We start from the raw sequence: 21,708 nt of genomic DNA on the forward strand, positions 1-21,708 counted from the left end.
ACTTTTTTTACTTTAGACTCAATTCCTTATCCAATAGAGCCTTTATTTCGGGTTTACAACTTCCACAGCCCAACCCTGCTCCGGTTTGCGAACATATTTCCTTAAAATCGGAACACCCGCCCAAAATGGCATCGACAATGTTACCTTCACCCACTTGGCTGCAAGAGCAGACCAATTTCCCTTTTAAAGAAACGGTATTCGTCGCCCCTCTAAGAAGTTCGTTCCTCTTTTCCGAAAGTTCAATTTCCTCTTCAATCAATCTTTTAAATTCGGGAAACTCGTTTTTATCCCCCATTAAGATAGCACCCTTCAAAGTATCGTCTTTTACGATACATTTTTTATAGAAGCGCTTACTAACATCCATTAAGATTATTTCCTCGTAACCGGGATCTTCTTTTGGGGCATTCACCATACCTATGCTGCACAGATCAAGGTTTTCGAACTTTAGGATGTTCATCAGCACGGAGCCTTTATAAATACTACTGAAATCGCCTAAAATATAATTCGCGGCAATATCTGCCTGTTGTTCTGCCGCAGATGTGATTCCGAAAAGTGAATTCTCGAACTCCGCGATTTCACCAAGTCCGAAAATGTCGGGATCACTGGTTTGTAAATAGGAATTTACCACAACCCCCCTTCTTGTGTTTAATTTGGCGACCTTGGCCAACTCAATATTCGGTCGTGTTCCTATGGCATATACAATGGCATTACATTGTAAGGTTCTACCTGTTTTAAGATTTACCAGTAGATTGAACGCATTCCCTTTTTCCTCAAAAACAGTACTGACTTCATTGTCGAAATATAGATTGATGTTCCTTTCCGAAACATCTTCGGCCAAAAGTCTACTGGCCACACTATCCAGTTGCCGCTCCATTAATCTCGGTGCACGCTGAACAATACTGATATTTATATTTATTTTCTTAAGGGCCGCAGCTAATTCCAGACCCAACAAGCCACCACCTACGATTACAACGTGCTGTTTTTCTGACGGAAGCCCTGTATTCTGCAAATATTGCCTCAACCTATCGGCATCCGTACGTTCGCGCATGGTAAATCGTCCGGGCCTATCCATTTGTACATCATTGGGCACAAAAGCACGACTACCCGTAGCCATGACCAGAATATCATAATTATGCTTTTCATTATTAGAGTCGGTAACCGTTTTATCCGTAGCGTCTATGTCGATAATTCCAACTCCTGAATGCAAGGTGACCCCCAATTTTGCAACTTCCCCTTTTTTTAGTTTTTCCAAAGCTTCCCATGAAAGTTCCTCGCTAACATATTCGGGTAATAATACCCGATTGTAGAACGGGTCTTTCTCTTTTGAGAACACATGCACCTCATCATGCGAATCTTTCTCCCGATACGATTGAATAAAGCGATAGGCCGCAGCACCGGCACCTACAACGACTATCTTTTGTTTTGGTTTTACAAAACTTGAAACTTGAACGGCACAGTACTTAAAATCCGGTTCTTTTGAGATGGGATCCACAATATCGTTCGTTATGTTATTTGCCCTACCGAAATCATTGTTCAATACTTTTCCCCAATGCATGGGTAAGAAAACCACATTTTCCCTGATATCATAATTGACCTTCACTTTTACCTGTACTTGTCCCCTTCTACTCTTTATTACGGCAATATCCCCCTCCTTTAAATTACGCAAATAGGCATCTACTTTATTCATTTCCAAATACGGTTCCGGAATATGTGTAAGGAGACGTTTGACTTTTCCTGTTTTCGTACGTGTATGCCATTGATCCCTAACCCTACCTGTAGTCAATACCAACGGATAGTCCGCATCGGTTTCCTCGGAAGTATTATAAAGCTTTTTCGGGGCATTGAAATGTGCTTTTTTATCATTTGTATGAAATTGAAAGTCTGTAAACAGTCTAGGCGTACCCTTGTGCGTCGGGTGGGGTACGGGCCATTGAAAACTCCCTTCGTTCTTTAATCTATCATACGATAAACCGGAGATATCGATATTCGTGCCCTTTGTAAGTAGGCAATGCTCATCGAACACCTCACTGGCATTATTGTAATCGAAACCTTCAAAACCCATGGCTTTCGCAAAACACCATAGAATTTCTACATCTGCCATTGCTTCACCCGGAGCGTCTATCACTTTAGGCAAGTGACTTATCCTTCTTTCCGAATTGGTCATGGTCCCTTCTTTTTCCAACCAGCCGGCAGCTGGCAAGAGCAAGTCCGCATATTTGGTTGTTTCCGCGTTATGTGAAATATCCTGAACAACCACAAAACTGGCCTTTTTCAATGCCTTTTCTATTTTATGGGCATTGGGCATACTCACTACAGGATTGGTACAAATGATCCAAATTGCTTTTAGTTTACCTTTTTCAAGTGCATCGAACATTTCAGTGGCCGTATAACCCGGTTCTTGTTTAATTTCCTTACCTCCCCAAAATTCGGCAACTTCCTTTCTATGACTGGGATTGCCCAGATCTTTATGTGCCGCCAAGAGACTGGCCATACCCCCAACTTCCCTTCCTCCCATGGCATTGGGCTGCCCGGTCAATGAAAAAGGGCCAGAACCCGGTTTTCCGATCTGCCCGGTCAATAAGGACAGGTTCATTAAGGCTACATTTTTATCAACCCCTATAACGCTTTGATTTAAACCCATGGTCCACATACTGATAAACTTACCTGCGTTTCCAATATAATCAGCAGCTTTCCGGATATCGGATATGGCTACCCCACATTTTTCAGCTGCTTGGCGTATGGAAAGGGTAAAGGCACTTTGCTTACATGCCTCGAAATTGACGGTATGCTTTTTTATAAAATTTTTGTCGATTTTTCGTTTTTCAATCAACCATCGGGCAATGGCATTGAACAAAATAACGTCTGTTCCTGGAAGAATTTGCAAATGCAGATCCGCCGCGGCGGCTGTCTGGGTCTTCCGCGGGTCGACCACGATGACCTTTACCTGCGGGTTATCCGCTTTTCGTTGTTCCAATCTACGATATAAGATAGGGTGGCACCATGCCGGATTTGCCCCAGCGATCAAAAAACAATCGGCAAGTTCAATGTCTTCATAGGAAATGGGTACGGAATCTTCGCCAACGGTTTTTTTATAACCTACCACTGCCGAGCTCATACACAGGCGGGAGTTGGTGTCGATATTATTCGTTCCTATAAAACCTTTGGTGATTTTATTGGCCAAATAATACTCCTCGGTCAAACATTGACCCGAAACGTAAAAACCAACACTATCGGGACCATGCTTTTGGATAATACTTTTAAAAACTGCCGCTGCACGCTCAAAAGCCGTATCCCAAGAAATTCTCTGCATGGGATGGTTCCTACTCCATCGCATTTCAGGATAAAGTATGCGATCAGTAGTATCTTGTGCAACATAATTTAGATTTCTCCCCTTTGAACACAACATACCCTTATTAGCTGGGTAATCGGGATTTCCCGTTACCGATATGGTACCCTTGGCATCAACATCAACCAAAATACCACAGCCTACACCACAATAGGAACAAATGGTCTTTTCTGTCTTCTTTTTTAGCATTGCAAATTATTTTGATGATAAACATCAAATTTCAAGAAGCAAAATACAAAAAATACGTATTAATACGTAGTTTTTATAATAAAAGTACGGACTTATTCTAAGGGTTTGATAATAATATAGGCTTAGAATAGACTATTTCCTAATGAATGAAGAAAATGAGTTTAAACTAAATTGTATGCTTTGGCCTTTTTGGACAAGTCCATCAAATTTTTAACTTCCATCTTTCTCATTAAATTAAAACGATGGGTTTCAACGGTACGCTTGCTATTCTGCAATTTTTCGGATATCTGTTTGTTGGTAAGCCCGGAAAGCACCAATTCCAATATTTGGATTTCCTTATTGGTCAAATCAAAAGGATTACTTGTACGAACTGCTTTTTTGGGACTTTCCAAAATCTTGGCCGTAGGGTTCAGTAGATTATTCACCAAAACATTGGAAATATCACCACTATAGTATTTACCACCATCGCGAACCGTATGGATAGCTTTTATGAACTCTGCCTTTCCTGTGTCTTTAAGTAAATAGCCTTTTGCCCCGGCAGCCACAGATTGTAATATATATTCCTCAGAATCATGCATGGAAAGTATAATACATTTTACATCGGAATTCAACTTATTAAGTCTTTCAACAGCTTCGATACCTGTCATTTTGGGCATGCGTATATCCACGACGAGTATGTCCGGCTTCTTCTGCTCTACCAATGTTATGGCCTCGGCACCATCAGCACCCTCACCGATAACCTTAAGATCTTGTTCACTTTCCAGAAGAGCCTTTATGCCGTCCCTGACCAAAGAATGGTCGTCTACTAAAACTATGGTTGTTTGATTCAATATGCAAGTAGTTATACGTACAAAGATAAGAAATGTTCGCATTATGGTAATCAAACTACTTCCAATTAAATAAGTGTGGTAACAGATAGGATAGTTATTCAAAAAAAAAAGCTACCACAACCAAAAAAGGTCATGATAGCCTATCGAATCAAAATAATTAAGGTTCTCCTATCTTAATCTTTTTTGGTCGTATTCAGGAATTTAGGTTTTACGGTCAATTGTACCCAAGCCCAATTTTGACTTCCTGCTGCAGCATCCTCGGTAACACCTTTTAATTCATACATACCATCGCTTGCGAACATCTGAGAATACCCTATGGCCAAGCCAAAACCCTTAAAACCTTGGGAATACACCAAATCGAGCTCTGTTCCCAATGATTTTTCACCACTTGGTAATTCTTGGTCCCCACTAAAATTCAACACTTTGACCAACAAGCTGGATTTTTCACCCAAAGTAAATTTGGCACTAGCATGAACGTCGGTCAATCCTACGGAATTCGCATGGTTACCTACGTAGAAATAATCCATAAAACCATTGAATTTATGGTTGGTACCAAAAAGAGGGAAAAATGCCTCGGTCTTATCCGTGGTGCCCGTATCGTTACCACTTATCAATTCAGCTCCCAATCCCAAAACAACTCCTTTAGAAACTTTATAGTTAAGATCCAGTCCCAACAAATATGCTCCGCCCACATCAACGCTATTTTGCCGCTCACCACTCTGTAGATAACCATTGAAAGCTGCTCCGAAAGCACCTTTTTTATAATTTAAGTGTGCTCCTACTGTTAAAAGGTTACTGACCCCATCGGCAACTTGGGCTTCATCACCAGTAAAGTTCTGATATCCATTGTTCATGATCAACGCACTGGCCGAAAATGTATCCCATTTTTGCTTCAAATAAAGGTATTGCATGGTTTTATAGGAAAAGAACCCTGTGGTATTATAGGCCGTGCCCACTGATTGGAAACCTCCTGGATTACCGGTCGTAGTACTGAAATCCTGATTGAAGGCCAAAGCCGCATCCATCATAAAATTTCCTTTGTTATAACGCAAGAGAGCCGCATCGTGATTACGTGCTTGCTGGGCCCAACCGACCGAACCTAAGATACGCTGATCATCATATACCAAAGTTTGGCGCCCAAGTTTGGTAGAGAATCCTTCACCCAATTTTATATCGGCCCAAGCTTCAAATACTGAAAAAGAGTTATTACTGTCTTCTGGTTTCAACTGTCTATTTTCTCCCCAAACCATAACATCCTGTAAGCTCATATAAAACTTATAGGATTCGAATTCATATCCTGCATTCAACCGTAATCTGCTTGAAATCGCGAAACCCGCATCGGCCGCATCAGGAATTATACTTCCAAAACCATGTCTGTATTCCGCACGTGGCCTAAACTCCCCGTCTAAAGTAAACTGGGCCATAGTGAATTGAACCGATAGGAATAATAGGAATATAAGAGTGTACTGTTTTTTCATAATCTTATTTTATTAAAAAGTTAGGTTGTTGGTTAATGTTCTAAAAAGTCGATCAAGTGCTTTCTATAGCTATAGTAATCGTCGTGTTCCAAAACGGATTTTCGAGTACGTGGCCGCTCAAAATCAATATTCAATATATCGCCGATTTTTGCTCGTGGGCCACTGGTCATCATTACGACCCTATCTGCCAGGAATATGGCCTCATCCACATCGTGTGTGATCATAACGGCGGTTATCTTTTCTTTGTTCCAAATTTCAATCAAAATATCCTGTAACTCCCCTCGGGTCAAAGAATCGAGCATACCGAAAGGCTCGTCCAATAACAGCACCTTCGGTTTGATTGCAAATGCCCTGGCAATACCTACCCGTTGCTGCATACCTTGAGAAAGTTCAATGGCTTTCTTATCGAATGCGCCTTCCAGACCCACCTTATGCAAATAATATTTGGCAATATCTTTTCGTTGTGTTTTAGTGGCATGTTTAAAGACCTGGTTTACGCCTAAAAGAACATTTTCCAAGGCAGTCATCCAAGGCATTAAACTGGGGGATTGAAAAATAACCCCTCTATCCGGACCTGGGCCTTTTACAGGGTTTCCCAATACTGCTATGTTACCTCCAGAGATAGGATTAAGTCCTGCAATCATTGATAGCATCGTAGTTTTTCCACAACCTGAATGACCTATTATGGTAACAAATTCTTCCTTCATGATTTGAAGGTCCAAATCTTCCAACACCACATAGTCGCCTTTTGGGGTAGGATATACTTTTTTTAATTTGGCCAGATCCAACATAACTTGGGAAGAATAAAAAATACCATTCTGAACCGTTACTGTCTCGAGGGTGTTTTCTGTGCTCATCTTAATTTTTTTAAATTTTAGGCTACAAAACTTTTTGGACTGATATCCGGCAACACATACTCCTTTTGTGAAACCGACTTACGCTCATTCCCGATATCCATCAGATATTCTATGATGGCATTTCTTGTTTTCTTGAAATTGGGATTGTCATTCAATGCCGTCTTATCCCGTGGACGTTCTATATCGATCTTAAACTCCGGCCCCAATGTTGCATTAGGCCCTGGTTTCAACGGAATTATGCGGTCGGCCATATAAATACCCTCATCCACATCATTGGTTATCAATAATGCAGTACGCTTGTCCTGACTCCAAATATTCAATATTTCATCTTGTAGGTTTCCTCTTGTCAAAGCATCCAGGGCCCCTAAAGGCTCATCCATGATGATCATTTCGGGATTCATGGCCAAAGCCCTGGCAACAGCAACACGCTGTCGCATTCCTCCCGAAAGTTCTTTCGGCCTTTTATTAATGGCCGGAGACAAACCAACCATCGCTACATAGTCACTTACCCGTTGTTTCAAAAAAGTCTTGTTTTCTTTTGGAAAGGCTTCCTTTACAGCCATAAACACATTCTGACCAACGGTCAACCAAGGCAATAAAGAGTAATTCTGAAAAATAACCCCACGTTCATGACTGGTATCTACCACCGGTTGTCCTTTGAACAAGACCTCCCCGCTTGTAGGTTTTAAAAGTCCATTGATCAGATTCACCAATGTTGTTTTTCCACTTCCGGTAAAACCGACGATGGCAACGAATTCGCCTTCCTCAATAGAAAGGTTAATGTTAGACAGCACCTCTGTACTGCTATCCCCCTCCCCATAGGTTTTATATATATTATTCAGTTCTAAATAGGCCATTTGAATATTGTTTATAAGGTTTAAACTGATTCGTTCTTATTGAAAGAGACCATGTTCTGAATGGCCAACATCAATCGATCCAACAGAAAACCGATAATACCTATGACGAACATGGCCACGATAATCTTGGAGTTGGAATCATTGGCCCCATTCTGGAATTCTTCCCACACAAAAAGTCCCAGTCCTTGACTTTGTGCCAAAAGCTCAATGGCGATCAACACCATCCATGCCACGGAAAGGGTTATCCGTAATCCCGTAAATATCAATGGTAATGAAGATGGCAAAATAACCTTGAATATCTTTTGGAAAGTACCCAACTTCAAGACCTTTGCTACATTGATATAGTCTTTGTCAACCGTAGAAACGCCCATGGCCGTATTGACCAATGTTGCCCACATTGCACATAAACCTACGCTTATAAACGAGATTACGAAGGCATTGTCAGAGCTGTCACCTATGTACAATGTTTTTACGATCATAAAAACCAACAGATACCATACAACAGGGGAGACTGGTTTAAAAATCTGGATAAACCAGTTAAAGGCGCTCCGCAAAGACGGACTCAAACCGATAACGATTCCGATAGGGACCGCAATCAAAAGTGCCAACAAGAACCCTGCGAACACCGTTTTTATACTCGTTAATACGATGTCGACGAACGATGCCCTTCCGGTATAAACAATGGAATCTTTACCCTGGGCAATTAATTGTGCGTTCCTTTCCGACATCTTTTCAACGAAAGCCGCTTTATCGGCGGTTATCACCTTATGGTCAGCGATCAAAGATTGCAAAGAAGCCCACACCTGTAGTGGGGAAGGCAATGTATTTGGCTGACAACTACTATCACCGGAAGCTATACAGGCCCGTTCCGCTTCAGCAGCTACAGCGCCTTGTTCATTCAAGGCTTTCTCTATTTTGAAATTGGCCTCTTTATTGTAAAGTGCCTTGGATCCCAAATGCCATAAACCTAAAAACACAAGTACGGAGAATATGGTAATTACGGTTTTCTTGAGAGACCCCATGATATCCATTCTCTGAAAATTAGGGGTAAACTTACCTACCAAAGGTTTCAAAAATGCCAGGAACTGCCCTTCTCTCTTTAAAGTGATGTCTTGTTTCATAATATTATACTTTTGATTCGATTTGTCCGACTATGGGTAAGTCTTAATCCTTATTTCCGATGGAAAAACTGTTGATGTAACCTATAGGATCTTTGGCATCGAAAGTGGTGCCATCGATAAAATCCGAAGTTGCTGGTTTAAATCCGTCGGTATCTGGAATATCAGTAGCAGGAATCTGCCCTTCGGCCACTAACAAATCCGCCGCTTTCTTCCAAATATCGGGTCTGTAAATATCTTTAATCGTCTCACCATACCATGCTGCCGATTTTGTTTCAGGTATCTGTCCCCATCTTCTCATTTGTGTCAAGAACCAAATACCATCGGAATAGAAAGGATATGTGGCATTGTACTTGTAGAATACATTAAAATCGGGCATTTCACGTTTGTCCCCTTTTTCAAATTCAAAAGTACCGGTCATCGAATTCGCCAATACTTCTTCCGGGGCACCAACGTATTGTGACATAGAAAGAATTTTTACCGCTTCTGCCCTATTACTAGGTTCATCTAACCATTTTCCTGCACGAATCAGTGCTTTAGTCACTGCTATGGCGGTATTCGGATTTTCATCAACGAATTTCTTGGTCATTACAAATACCTTCTCTGGGTTGTTCTTCCAAATATCATAATTCGTGGTCACCGGAACGCCAATCCCTTTAAAAACGGCTTGTTGGTTCCAAGGCTCACCTACACAATAGCCATAGATAGTACCCGACTCCAAAGTGGCAGGCATTTGTGGCGGTGGTGTAACGGACAACAACACCTCAGCATCTATCTGTCCTTGAACATTATCGGCGGTGTACATACCTGGATGTATACCCGCAGCAGCCAACCAATATCGTATTTCATAGTTGTGCGTGGAAACCGGGAAAACCATACCCATTTTAAATGGCTTACCACTATTCTTATATTCCGTAATCACCGGTTTCAAGGCATCTGCTTTAATAGGGTGAATGGTTTTTCCATCTCCGTCTTTAGGAACATTGGGCTTCATTTTAGACCAAACATCGTTAGACACGGTAATACCGTTTCCGTTTAGATCCATTGAAAAAGGTGTGACCAATTTGGCCTGCCTTCCGAACCCAGCACCGGCAGCAATAGGTTGACCCGCTAACATATGGGAACCATCAAGCTGGCCATCAATAACACGGTCCAATACGTTCTTCCAGTTTGATTGCGCCTCTACGGAAACAAAAAGCCCTTCATCTTCAAAAAACCCTTTTTCTTTGGCAATGGCCAAAGGAGCCATATCGGTCAATTTGATAAATCCGAAAGTAAGTTGTGGTTTTTCTATATCCAACATTTTGGTTTTTGAAGCGACCGCATCTTCAACCTCAGAAGCCGTTTGTGCTTTTTTTGCTTCTTTTCCCCCGCAAGCAACCATAAGAAGAGCGGTAGACAATAGAAGTGATATTTTTTTAAAATTCATTTTCATAGTGAATAGTTTTTCCGGTTATTAATTTTAATATCGATTCAAACTTACGTATTTCTACGTATTTTTACGTATATCTGCGTAGAATATTAAAATTAAAGGTGATTTTTACGAAGTTGGATAAAATCAATTCATTATTTTTTCAGATTGATGAAAATACACATCCAGAATTATATTTTTAATATCCTTGAAGAATTGACCTTAACATAAAATGAGCTATTTTTCAAATAAATACGTAATATAGCTATCAGGCACTACATATTTGAATGTAAAACACGCTGAACTTCTTCTTCGAAAAAAGTCGGGTGTTTTGCTACAACTTCCCCAATAACAATTATTCCAGCTTGTGTCACATCTATGACACCTATTATATTATCCACATTCCCTAAACTGGAGATTTCACAACTCTCATTGGCTTTGGTGCCATTTTGAATAACAGCGATGGGGGTTGATGAACCCCTGTATTTATTAACTTCATCAACGATTTCCTTTAATTTACGAACCCCCATCAAGATGACCATGGTGGCAGAAGACTGCGCGGCAAATTTCAAATCTTCGGTAAAAGAACCATCTCGTTTGGTTGCGGTCATCACCCAAAAACTACTACTTACACCACGGAGGGTCATGGGCATCCCTTGGCTGGCAGGAACAGCAAGCGCACTCGAAACCCCAGGGACAACAGAAACAGGTATACCAAAGGATTCCACATACTCAATTTCCTCCAATGCCCTTCCGAATACGAAAGGATCACCCCCTTTCAATCGAACTACATGACCGAACCTAAATGCATTTTCCACAATCATTATATTAATGTCATCCTGTGTAAAGGAGTGTTTACCGCATCGTTTACCTACGTATATCTTAGGTATATCCGAATCTATCAAGGAAAGTAACCCATCACTGACAAGAGCATCGTACAAAACAACGTCAGCACTTTGTAAAACCCTCAAACCCCTAACAGTTATGAGGTCTTCACTCCCCGGGCCGGCACCTACCAAACTTACTTTTAACTCGTTCCTTATTTTCATCAGTACAATTCTTTAAATGTTATTTTTAGAATTCTACAACAAGAATACGTAATTATTTTCATATAACTACTTAGTTTATACGTATTTTTACGTATTATTGTACTTTAGTTTTAAATCAAAAGCATATGAAAACTATTATAGTTGTTGGCAATGGAATGGTCGGATACAAATTCTGCGAGAAATTGGTTTCCCGAGAAGAAGGCAAACAGTTTAAACTATTGGTATTCGGGGAAGAACCTCGTGCAGCCTATGATCGGGTACATTTAAGTGAATATTTTGAAAACCAAGATGCAAAAGCCCTAGAGCTCGCACCATTAACTTGGTATGCCGAAAACAATATAGACCTCATAGTAAACGAAAGGGTAACCGATATTCATCGGTCCAAAAAATCGATAACGACCGCCAGTGATCAAGAATTCTTTTATGACCATTTGGTTTTGGCCACAGGCTCAGTACCCTTTGTGCCCCCGATAAACGGAGTGGAAAAAGAAGGGGTATTCGTATACCGTACCATCGAAGACCTTGAATCCATGCTGTCATATGCCGAAAAAATAAAGAAAGAGAATAAAATTGGTAAAGCGGCCATTCTTGGTGGTGGACTTTTAGGTTTGGAGGCAGGTAAAGCGGTTATGGACATGGGATTGGAGCCACATGTTGTGGAATATGCCCCAAAGTTGATGCCCAGACAATTGGACAGTAGAAGTAGCAATGTACTAAAACTGACCTTGGAATCTACTGGTATGAATATTCATTTAGGAAAAGCTACCAATAAAATACTAGGCAACGGTTCCATTACCGGTTTGGATTTCGGGGAAGATGACATGCTAAACGTAGATATGTTGGTCATTTCGGCCGGAATCAGACCTAGGGACGAGTTAGGAAAAACCTGCAACTTGGAAATGGGAGTGCGTGGTGGTATAGTCGTAGACGACAAAATGAGAACCTCAGACCCTAATATCTACGCTATAGGGGAGGTTGCCCTTTACAATCAAATGATTTATGGCCTAGTGGCCCCTGGATACGAAATGGCAGAAGTGGCCGTGAACCAAATTCTTCAAAAAGAGGTGTTGATGCAACAGCATATAGACATGTCAACAAAACTGAAATTAATCGGTGTGGATGTCGCTAGTTTCGGCATTCCTTATATGCCCGCCGATAAAGGCCTTTCCATAATTTACGAGAACAAAACAAAAGGCGTATATAAACGTATTAATGTAAGCCATGATGGCAAAACACTGTTGGGAGGTATAATGGTAGGTGATGCTGAAGATTATAGTATTCTACACCAAATGTACCTGAACAACATTCCCCTTCCAGAGAACGCCGAAGAATTGATCGTAGGGGCGCGAGGTGAAGGTGGCTCACCATTCGGTAGTGCAATGGACCTCCCTGATGACGCCGTCATATGTTCCTGCGAAGCGGTAACCAAAGGGGCCATTTGCTGTTCCGTTTTGGAAGATGGGAACGAGACCGTAAAAGCCGTGGCCAAAGCTACCAAGGCCACCTCGGGTTGTGGAGGCTGCAAACCGATGGTCGCCGATTTAGTAAAGGAAAGTCTGAAGACTTTGGGAAAAACGGTTAAAGAGCGCATCTGTGAACATTTCGACTTTTCAAGACAAGAACTGTTCGATATCGTAAAACTCAGGGATATTAAAGATTATTATGAGCTATTGGATGCCGTGGGCACGGGGCATGGATGTGAAGTCTGTAAGCCTACTATTGCGGCCATATTCGCCAGTCTACATAACGAGACAGCTAACCGACAAGAAACGATACAAGACACCAATGATAGGTTTTTAGCGAATATCCAACGTAACGGAACGTATTCTGTTGTACCTAGGGTGGCAGGCGGAGAGATTACCCCAAAGCAACTGATCGCTATTGGGAGTATTGCCCAGAAATATGACCTATACACGAAAATAACGGGAGGACAACGTATAGATATGTTCGGAGCTAAACTACATGAACTGCCTTTAATTTGGGAAGCTTTGATAAAAGAAGGGTTTGAAACCGGACAAGCTTACGGAAAATCGTTACGTACCGTCAAAAGTTGCGTAGGCTCAACATGGTGTAGATATGGTATGGATGAGAGTGTGAGTTTTGCCGTAGAGATAGAAAATCGCTACAAAGGCATTCGCTCCCCCCATAAATTCAAAGGCGGGGTATCCGGATGTATCCGTGAATGCGCCGAGGCAAGAGGCAAGGATTTCGGTTTTATTGCCGTAGAAGGAGGATGGAACGTATATGTCGGAGGAAATGGGGGGGCCAGCCCTAAACACGCCGAATTATTGGCCGAAAAGGTAGACAAGGCCACCGCCATAAAATATGTAGACCGCTTTATCATGTACTACATTAAAACCGCACAGCCCTTACAACGTACCGCCCCATGGTTGGAAAAACTGGAAGGGGGAATCACATATCTGCAAAATGTGGTCATCAATGATTCCTTAGGCATCGCCGACGAACTTGACCAAGAAATGCAAGCTTTGGTCGATTCTTATAAATGCGAATGGAAAGAAGCTGTGGAAACCCCCGAAATTCGGGAACGTTATACCCATTTCGTAAATTCTGACGAAACCGATAGCAATATTGAATTTGTAGCCTTAAGAGAACAAAAAATGCCAAAGGAATGGGCATAAAAAGGCTTATCCCCTTTTCACTGTCCAAAAACAACTAAAGACATCAAGTATTAGAATAAACCGAGGTCTCACACAAACAAGACCTATTATAGCCAATAATCATGATTTCAAGCATAAAAACATACGAAACCGTTACTACCGAAAAGGTGAAAGTCTGGTTCAAAGCAGCACCGACATCAAGATTCCCTATAAACGGAGGTGCCTGCATCAAATATAAAGACAAACAAATAGCCGTTTTCAATTTTGCGCGGGAGGGTCGGTGGTACGCCTGTCAAAACTTATGTCCACATAAAATGGAAATGGTCCTTTCGCGCGGAATCATAGGGGAAGAGAACATGGAACCTAAAGTGGCTTGCCCTTTACATAAAAATACATTTTCATTGAAAAACGGAAACCATTTGAACGGGGATCTAGAGGCAATTGCAACTTATCCGGTAAAAGTAGAGGACGACATTGTATATGTAGGCTTTTCTGAATAGTTTTGGCTATATTTAAATACTATGCCAATGTCAGGAAAACTTCAAGCTGCGTTTCAACTTTTTGATGCTGCCAATCAGCAGGATCCAAACACCGAGATCTTTCAGGGTAAGACTTACCCTAAAGAATTGTTGTACGCCCTTAGGATGACGGAGCAACTGAACACATTTGCCCCTAACGCCTCCGAAGCCTTACAATTGACAGCCCGTTGCCAACACATATGCCGTTGGGAAATACCTCGGGATTCCTTTGAGATGAACAGGGAAGGGTATTTAAGGTGGCGTCTGGAGCTGAAGAAATTCCATGCCGATAAAGCCGAATCCATTTTGGAAAAAGTAGGATATTCCGAAGAGACCATTAAAAAGGTCAGGTTTCTTTTAGAAAAGAAACAGCTAAAGAAGAATGAAGACACACAAACCTTGGAAGATGTGATATGCCTGGTGTTCCTTGCCTATTATTTTGAACCTTTCGCTAATAAACACCCTGAGGAAAAAACCATTGACATTCTTCAAAAAACATGGCGTAAAATGTCTGAAAAAGGCCATAAGGCCGCTTTACAACTACCGCTTTCAAAAAACGCGCTTGAATTGGTCACGAAAGCGATCAGTAATTAATGCCTGGTTTTGAAGGTATATAATAACATCCGACCATCCAATGTCAAAAAGTCAACTTGAAAGACCCTTAGATTCAGCGACCTTCGTCAGGATTCGTAAGTGGTATTTGTTGGCATTGGCCGGTATCGCGATTACCATTATCATCGCTCAGATCCTGATTCAGCTACATCTTAATTCGCAATTGGATGACTCTAGGGTCATAAACGTTGCCGGTCGGCAAAGGGCCTACAGTCAAAAGTTGACCAAAGAGGCGCTTCTTCTTAAAGACGCATTTGAAATAGACAACCCAGACCTTATCGTTTCAGAACTGCAAAGAACATTGGAGGTTTGGAAAACTTCGCATAGAGGCCTTATAGAAGGGAACAGATCCATGAACCTCCCTTTGGAAGACGACCCGGAGATATTAAAACTGTTCAGTAAACTTGAACCCCACCATACTGCCATGGTCAAAGCGGTTGAATCTATCCTGGGTTCAATTCCCAAAAAAGGTGATACTATGGCCCAAGGCAACTTAGATTCCAATATTGCCATCTTACTTAAAAACGAACGCCCTTTTTTAAATCTGATGGATACGATTGTTAATGAATATGACAAACGTAGCAAGGAGCAATTACAGAATCTAAAACAAAAGGAGTACCTCTTGCTGGCCTTTTCCCTTTTGATCCTTATTTTGGAAATACTATTCATATTTCGACCCCTATCCATACAAATACGTAAAACGATTACGAATTTGATGCAAAGCCAACATGAATCGGATATCAATTCAAAAAAAATAGAAACTTTATTATCGGAGAAGGAAAAATCACTTAAGGAATTACAAGAATTGAATTTCGTCATAGACAATGCCGCTCTTTTCGCAAGTGCCAAAAAAGATGGTAGCGTTGTGTTCATAAGTAAAAAATTCGTTAACCTTCTAGGTATAAAACAAGAACAACTGAACAAACCTTTATCCGAATTATTGACTGTTGACGAAGGCCAACAACAATACCTAAAGGAAATTCTGAAAAGCAACCGGAAGAACAATATACGCAAAGAAGAAATTCAGATAAAAACCAATACCGGCGACCGTATTTGGTTAGATATTTCGATCATTCCCATGCACCAAGCAAGCAAGCAGCAAAGTATCCTTATTCTATGTTCCGATATTACCGAACGTAAACAAAACCTGTTGAAAGTTGAGCAATTGACCCAACAGAATTTTGAGGAGCGTATGCAACAAAAGAAAATGCAGGCAAGTCAGATCGTTGAAGGACAAGAGGAAGAACGTAAACGCATCTCAAAGGATATCCATGATGGAATAGGTCAAATGTTGACCGCCTTAAAGTTCAATATCGAATCGATTGATATAGAAAATAAAGAAAAAACCATCGAAAAAATAGCCTATTTAAAAGACTTGACCTCGGATCTCATAAAAGGTGTACGAACCGCAACCTTTAATTTAACCCCTCCGGAATTAAGCGATCATGGTATTTTTCCCGCTATTCACAAAATGACGGTAGAACTATCCAAATTAACGGGAAAGACCATTTTGTTCGAGAATAAAGCGGAAAAGAACATACGTTTCGATTCCTTGGCAGAAACCAACATTTATCGGGTTACCCAAGAGGCGGTAAACAATGCGATTAAGTATGCCAAAGCAAGTTATATCCTGGTCACGATCAATTTCAACAATGATATATTGAGTATTGTAATCGATGATGACGGAAAGGGTTTTGATCCCACAATTTTGACCCAAGTACCCAAAAATAGTAGTGAAGGCGGCATGGGCTTATTTTTTATGAAAGAACGTATAGATTATATCAATGGCCGAATATTCATAAATTCAGAGCTAGGAAAAGGAACACGTATAACTATTAATTACAAAACCGATAAAACAGATGAATAGCATGGAAAGCAATCAATTATACCCGGTTTTTTTAAAAGTATCGCAGCTGAACATCTTAATTGTAGGCGGTGGCAATGTAGCGGAAGAGAAACTAAGGTTTCTTTTGAAGTCGAGCCCCGACGCCCAAGTGCAATTGGTCTCCCCAATGTTCAGGGAACCGACCATTGAATTGGCCAAAAAGTTCAATTTACAAATGATCGAAGACACCTACGCCCCAAAGTACCTGAAAGACAAACACATGGTCATCGCAACAACGGATAACACCGCTATAAACGAAAAAGTGTACCATGACTGTAGAGAGAAAAACATATTGGTCAATGTAGCGGACAATCCTCCCTTTTGCGATTTTTATATGGGAGGTATTGTTACTAAGGGAAACGTAAAAGTCGCCATTTCCACAAATGGGAAATCACCTACCACGGCAAAACGCCTACGCCAGTTTTTTGAAGATGTTATTCCCGAAAACATAGACGACCTTGTTAAGAACCTGAATGAATACCGCAAGACCATAAAAGGTGATTTCGAAGAAAAAGTAGAAACCCTGAACGAGTTCACAAAAGGTCTGGTAAACAAGAAAGAAGACGATTGAGGTCAACGGCAATCCATCTAATTTGCACCAACAGAATCAACCTAAAAGAAAAACCCGATCAATTATAAAGTGAAAACCAGCCTTCAGCGACCGAGTGATATTTTCACATTTTTTAACTTTTGATTTTTATTCGAATCATTATTTTTATTCAAAATTTGAAATAGCGATATCATGCAATTCAGTAAACATGAAGACGGTTTTTTGCCCGCGTTTTCTGTTTGGTCAATTGAAAATACATCGGACCATCTATTATCAAATAACACCAAAAGCGGGCATTCTTCACGACCACCTTCCATAAGGTCGTGGTTTAATCACATACTCCCTTTTTTTCTGTTCAAGAACAATCTTTTTGAATTCAAGTTTTATAGATGAGTGCATAAATCCCCTTCCTTATTTCGGTAACCGGAGAACGTACCCCTTAAGAAAGTATAGGGTATTCAGGATTTTTTCCCTATAACTTATAGATTATTTTCGTTCTATTTCTTTAGACGAATACTTTTTAACACGAAGTATAATTTAAAAAAATAGTCATGGAACAACTACATAAAACCAAAAGAAAAAATAATAGTAGGAACCTAAATTTCTTTCCTCCCCTTAAATTCAAAAAATTTAGAATGAAATTGGACGAAAGAGGTATCCATATCCTTATATCTGCCAATTTCCTTAAAAAAGGAAACTACTCCATAACGGTGAATAATGGGGTTTTACATTTGAAAATACATCAACCGGATGATATTTATGGTCATTATGGAAAATCAATGCCCACAATCGGATACAATAGGGATATGGATTTTCATATCAGTCTTCCCGACAAACTACACCAACATTTAAATTCCGTTCATTTTCACAAAGGAACCTTGAAAATACACCTGACCGATAAAGCAAGGGCAGAAGTGAATCAATCCGCTTTCAGGTTCGATCAACTGGCAGCTTCATGACTTTATGCACAACACAACAGGGAGGTCTGATTCCATATGAAAACGACTTCCAACCAAACTATGAAAAATCAATTTTAATATACGCTGGTTAAGCGGCAAAATCTTTAACCCTTTTGTATTAAACACTTTTATATGAAATCTAGTAGAAATTACGTGCAAAGCGTATTGTTTTTGTTCACCTTTCTGTTTTTTTATGGTCAAACCGTAAAGGCCGGCAACGGCATAACCCTTTACACACCGTACACCAATATTTCGGTACCTCCTGGGGAATCGATAGACTACTCCATTGAGGTAAACAACTATGGAAGCCAATTAAAGGATGTAGAAATTAACCTGACAGGTATTCCCGATGGCTGGGACCACACCTTAAAGGCCGGCGGCTATACCATTAATCGTATAGCGGTACTTCCTGGAGAGAAAAAAACCTTATCGCTTACCATAAATGTGCCTTTAAAGGTAGATAAGGGAAAATATAACATTAAACTCATTGGTAAGAATTACGACATTCTCCCCTTAGTGATCAATGTTTCTGAACAAGGAACATTCAAAACCGAGTTCAGTTCCGATCAAATAAACATGGAAGGGCATGCCAAATCCAATTTCAACTTTTCCACTAAATTAAAAAACCATACGGGCGAAAAACAAGTCTATTCATTGATGGCCTCACCACCACGAGGCTGGAACGTAGCTTTTAAACCTAATGGCAGGCAAGCGACCGCAGTAGAGATTGCCCCAAACAAAACAACGAATGTTACCGTAGAAATAAAGCCTTCGCCTCTTGTAAAATCGGGTTCCTACAAAATACCTATTAAGGCCGCCAATAAATATAGCACTGCCGAATTGGAACTTGAAGTGGTCATTAAAGGCTCCTATGACATGGAACTTACCACCCCCACGGGATTATTGAGTTCCAGCATTACTTCAGGGAGGGAAAAACAGATAGAACTTCTGGTGCGGAACATAGGTTCAAGTGAATTACGCAATGTTACTTTTAGCTCTACGAAACCCAAAGATTGGGAAGTAACCATTGAACCGGACACTATTCCCCAGATAAAGGCAGGTGGAAGTGAAAAAGTGCAAGCGACCATTAAAGCAGCGGATAAATCAGTTCCAGGTGATTACCTTCCCAAGATTACAGCGAAGACTCCGGAAGCCTCATCAACAGCTTCAATCAGGGTACTGGTCAAAACTCCTTTATTATGGGGTTGGCTGGGAATCTTCATTATATTGGGAACCTTAGGTGCTATTTATTACCTATTTACTAAATACGGGAGAAGGTAATGGCTGAAAAGAGTATTGAAATAACCGGATTAACAAAAAAATACGGTGGTTATGTTGCTGTGGACAACCTAAGCTTATCCATTAAAAAAGGCGAGATTTTCGGTTTATTGGGACCCAATGGCGCGGGTAAATCAACTACGATTCTTATGCTACTGGGTCTTACCCAATTCGATTCCGGCAGTGTAAATGTGTGCGGCATAGACACCAGTAGATATCCGCTAGAGGTCAAAAAAAAGGTGGGCTATTTACCGGAGGACGTCGGATTCTACAATGAGTATACAGGTCTACAAAACCTTTTATACGTTGCACGTTTGAACAACATTCCCTCGGAACAGGCAAAGCATACCGCCCTCGATATCTTGGCCCAAGTAGGTCTTGAAGATGCAAAGGACAATAAAGTCTCTAGTTACTCGAGAGGTATGCGCCAAAGACTTGGCCTTGCCGATGTACTTATAAAAAATCCGGAAGTGATCATCTTGGACGAACCAACCTTGGGACTAGATCCTGAAGGGGTGAAAAAATTTCTACAACTTATTGTGGGACTTAGCAGAAAAAAGGGGATTACCGTTCTATTCTCATCCCATCATTTACATCAGATACAGCAAGTATGCGATCGGGTTGGAATTTTTGTCAAGGGCAAATTACTGGCAGAAGGTAAAATCAGTTCTTTGGCAGAACAATTGTTCACTAAAAACACATTTACCCTAGAAGGAGGAATATCATTAATTAACAATGGTGTTGGTAAAAATCCCAAACCCATAAAAGAACTGACCGATCGATTAACAGGGCTTAAAGGTGTTGCAAAGGTTGATTTCAAAGACAATCATTTTACGGTTGAATCCCAAAACGATGTTTCCCACGAGTTATCCAGACTGATCGTGGAATCCGGTTATGGCCTTAGCCACTTAATCAAAAAAGAATATGGTCTGGACGACATTTATCATCAATATTTTCAAGCAGGCAAAAGTTCATGAAAAACAATATCATTACCACAGGCGTTTCAAAAATAACAGCAATTGACATTCCCGGTCGGATATCGAAACTACGTACCTTAATCGCAATGGACAAAAGCATAGGGGAAAACAAAAGTTCATTCCCTTGGGAACCGTTCAAAGCCATGGTACAAAAGGAAATTACCGACCATATTAGAAATTGGCGTTTTATCATCCTATTTGCCATTATTTCCCTGGCCTGCATGGGAACCTTATTCTCCACATTGAATGACGGAATGAAAACACTTGCGGCCGACAATGCGGAAAACAGCTTTTTTTTCTTGAACCTCTTCACCAAGTCCGACGGCACCTTGCCCTCATATTTTGTGTTTGTGGGATTCTTGGGGCCTTTGTTCGGCATAAGTTTGGGGTTCGATGCCATTAGCTCCGAACAGAACAAAGGCACGTTAAGTCGTGTATTGGCACAACCCATTCCCCGTGACAGTATTCTTAATGCCAAATTTTTGGCAGGTATAATCGTGATAAGCGTAATGCTGTTCTCCTTGACCTTCCTGGTCTTGGGAACTGGATTGATAGCCGTGGGCATTCCTCCTTCGGCCGAAGAATTCATGCGTATAATGGTTTATACGTTTTTCAGTATCATCTATGTATCTTTCTGGCTGAACCTTTCCATATTGTTTTCCGTACGTTTTAGACAACCGGCAACTTCCGCTTTATCAGGAATTGCGGTTTGGTTGTTTTTCACCATTTTTTACCCCTTGATCGTGAATATGATCGTAAAAGGATATGAACCTACAAAATACGCTTCTCCCAAGGCCATTCACTTTTATGAAAATCTTAAGTTCTATTTAGTACAGATTATCCCCAATGAACTGTTCGATGAGATTACCTCTGCCATTCTAATGCCTTCTGTACGTAGCTTGGGACCCCTTACCATGGAACAATTGCAAGGGGCCATCCCCACTTCACTGCCATTGGGGCAAAGTATCTTATTGGTTTGGCCACAGTTTACCGGCTTACTGGCATTGACGCTGCTGTGTTTTTTGTTTTCGTACCTCGTCTTTATGAAACGTGAAATCCGTTCAAGGGGATAAGAACATCTTCCTGACAGTTAAATAAGAAATACACACCATGTACTTAGGGGGTAAATAGAGTAATCATGAACTGTACAAAATGAAAAAAGCCAAGACGAACGTC

Annotated in this window: 17 protein-coding genes; 9 read left to right on the forward strand and 8 right to left on the reverse strand. The window is 40.8% G+C overall.

Features of this window, described 5'->3' with window-relative positions:
- Window positions 1-7: 7 nt before the first annotated feature.
- The 8 genes from R3X28_RS00345 to cobA all read right to left on the reverse strand — a co-directional run bounded on the left by R3X28_RS00345 (window position 8) and on the right by cobA (window position 11,135).
- Window positions 8-3,535, reverse strand: a complete 3,528-nt coding sequence (locus R3X28_RS00345; protein ID WP_317661563.1) for a molybdopterin-dependent oxidoreductase — start codon at window positions 3,533-3,535, stop codon at window positions 8-10.
- A 161-nt stretch (window positions 3,536-3,696) separates the two neighbouring features.
- The gene (locus R3X28_RS00350) at window positions 3,697-4,407 is read right to left on the reverse strand and encodes a response regulator (protein ID WP_411556585.1); all 711 of its coding nucleotides are present in this window, start codon (window positions 4,405-4,407) and stop codon (window positions 3,697-3,699) included.
- A gap of 131 nt (window positions 4,408-4,538) precedes the next feature.
- Entirely contained in the window at window positions 4,539-5,843 is a 1,305-nt protein-coding gene (locus R3X28_RS00355; protein WP_317661567.1) for an alginate export family protein, read from the reverse strand.
- 32 nt (window positions 5,844-5,875) lie between these two features.
- A complete protein-coding gene (locus R3X28_RS00360) occupies window positions 5,876-6,700 on the reverse strand; it encodes an ABC transporter ATP-binding protein (protein ID WP_317661569.1) in 825 nt (274 codons plus the stop codon).
- A gap of 17 nt (window positions 6,701-6,717) precedes the next feature.
- Window positions 6,718-7,557: an ABC transporter ATP-binding protein gene (locus tag R3X28_RS00365; RefSeq protein WP_282055477.1), complete on the reverse strand. Its 840-nt coding sequence runs from the start codon at window positions 7,555-7,557 to the stop codon at window positions 6,718-6,720.
- Between the two features lie 20 nt (window positions 7,558-7,577).
- Window positions 7,578-8,678 carry an ABC transporter permease gene (locus R3X28_RS00370; protein WP_317661572.1) on the reverse strand — a complete coding sequence of 367 codons (1,101 nt, stop codon included), beginning with the start codon at window positions 8,676-8,678 and terminating at the stop codon, window positions 7,578-7,580.
- A 43-nt stretch (window positions 8,679-8,721) separates the two neighbouring features.
- Entirely contained in the window at window positions 8,722-10,110 is a 1,389-nt protein-coding gene (locus R3X28_RS00375) for a CmpA/NrtA family ABC transporter substrate-binding protein (protein WP_154364626.1), read from the reverse strand.
- Between the two features lie 251 nt (window positions 10,111-10,361).
- The gene (gene cobA / locus R3X28_RS00380) at window positions 10,362-11,135 is read right to left on the reverse strand and encodes a uroporphyrinogen-III C-methyltransferase (protein ID WP_317661575.1); all 774 of its coding nucleotides are present in this window, start codon (window positions 11,133-11,135) and stop codon (window positions 10,362-10,364) included.
- Between the two features lie 125 nt (window positions 11,136-11,260).
- Here cobA and nirB point away from each other — a divergent pair, with 125 nt between their 5' ends.
- The 9 genes from nirB to R3X28_RS00425 all read left to right on the forward strand — a co-directional run bounded on the left by nirB (window position 11,261) and on the right by R3X28_RS00425 (window position 21,605).
- The gene (nirB, locus tag R3X28_RS00385) at window positions 11,261-13,774 is read left to right on the forward strand and encodes a nitrite reductase large subunit NirB (RefSeq protein WP_317661577.1); all 2,514 of its coding nucleotides are present in this window, start codon (window positions 11,261-11,263) and stop codon (window positions 13,772-13,774) included.
- A 101-nt stretch (window positions 13,775-13,875) separates the two neighbouring features.
- Window positions 13,876-14,253, forward strand: a complete 378-nt coding sequence (gene nirD / locus R3X28_RS00390) for a nitrite reductase small subunit NirD (protein ID WP_317661579.1) — start codon at window positions 13,876-13,878, stop codon at window positions 14,251-14,253.
- Window positions 14,254-14,274: 21 nt separating this feature from the next.
- Window positions 14,275-14,865: a DUF4202 domain-containing protein gene (locus R3X28_RS00395; RefSeq protein WP_282055481.1), complete on the forward strand. Its 591-nt coding sequence runs from the start codon at window positions 14,275-14,277 to the stop codon at window positions 14,863-14,865.
- A gap of 40 nt (window positions 14,866-14,905) precedes the next feature.
- The gene (locus R3X28_RS00400) at window positions 14,906-16,750 is read left to right on the forward strand and encodes an ATP-binding protein (RefSeq protein ID WP_317661582.1); all 1,845 of its coding nucleotides are present in this window, start codon (window positions 14,906-14,908) and stop codon (window positions 16,748-16,750) included.
- 1 nt (window position 16,751) lies between these two features.
- Window positions 16,752-17,339, forward strand: coding sequence for a bifunctional precorrin-2 dehydrogenase/sirohydrochlorin ferrochelatase (locus R3X28_RS00405; RefSeq protein ID WP_317663031.1), 588 nt, complete (start codon window positions 16,752-16,754; stop codon window positions 17,337-17,339).
- Window positions 17,340-17,953: 614 nt separating this feature from the next.
- Window positions 17,954-18,277, forward strand: coding sequence for a hypothetical protein (locus tag R3X28_RS00410; RefSeq protein ID WP_154364633.1), 324 nt, complete (start codon window positions 17,954-17,956; stop codon window positions 18,275-18,277).
- A gap of 132 nt (window positions 18,278-18,409) precedes the next feature.
- The gene (locus R3X28_RS00415; protein ID WP_154364634.1) at window positions 18,410-19,558 is read left to right on the forward strand and encodes an NEW3 domain-containing protein; all 1,149 of its coding nucleotides are present in this window, start codon (window positions 18,410-18,412) and stop codon (window positions 19,556-19,558) included.
- Window positions 19,558-20,532: an ABC transporter ATP-binding protein gene (locus R3X28_RS00420; protein WP_317661586.1), complete on the forward strand. Its 975-nt coding sequence runs from the start codon at window positions 19,558-19,560 to the stop codon at window positions 20,530-20,532. Before R3X28_RS00415 ends, R3X28_RS00420 begins: the two co-directional genes overlap by 1 nt.
- Window positions 20,529-21,605 carry an ABC transporter permease gene (locus tag R3X28_RS00425; protein ID WP_317661588.1) on the forward strand — a complete coding sequence of 359 codons (1,077 nt, stop codon included), beginning with the start codon at window positions 20,529-20,531 and terminating at the stop codon, window positions 21,603-21,605. The genes R3X28_RS00420 and R3X28_RS00425 overlap by 4 nt, the downstream gene beginning before the upstream one ends.
- Window positions 21,606-21,708 lie beyond the last annotated feature (103 nt).

Source organism: Maribacter sp. TH_r10, from assembly GCF_033101095.1.
GTDB lineage: Bacteria > Bacteroidota > Bacteroidia > Flavobacteriales > Flavobacteriaceae > Maribacter_A > Maribacter_A luteus.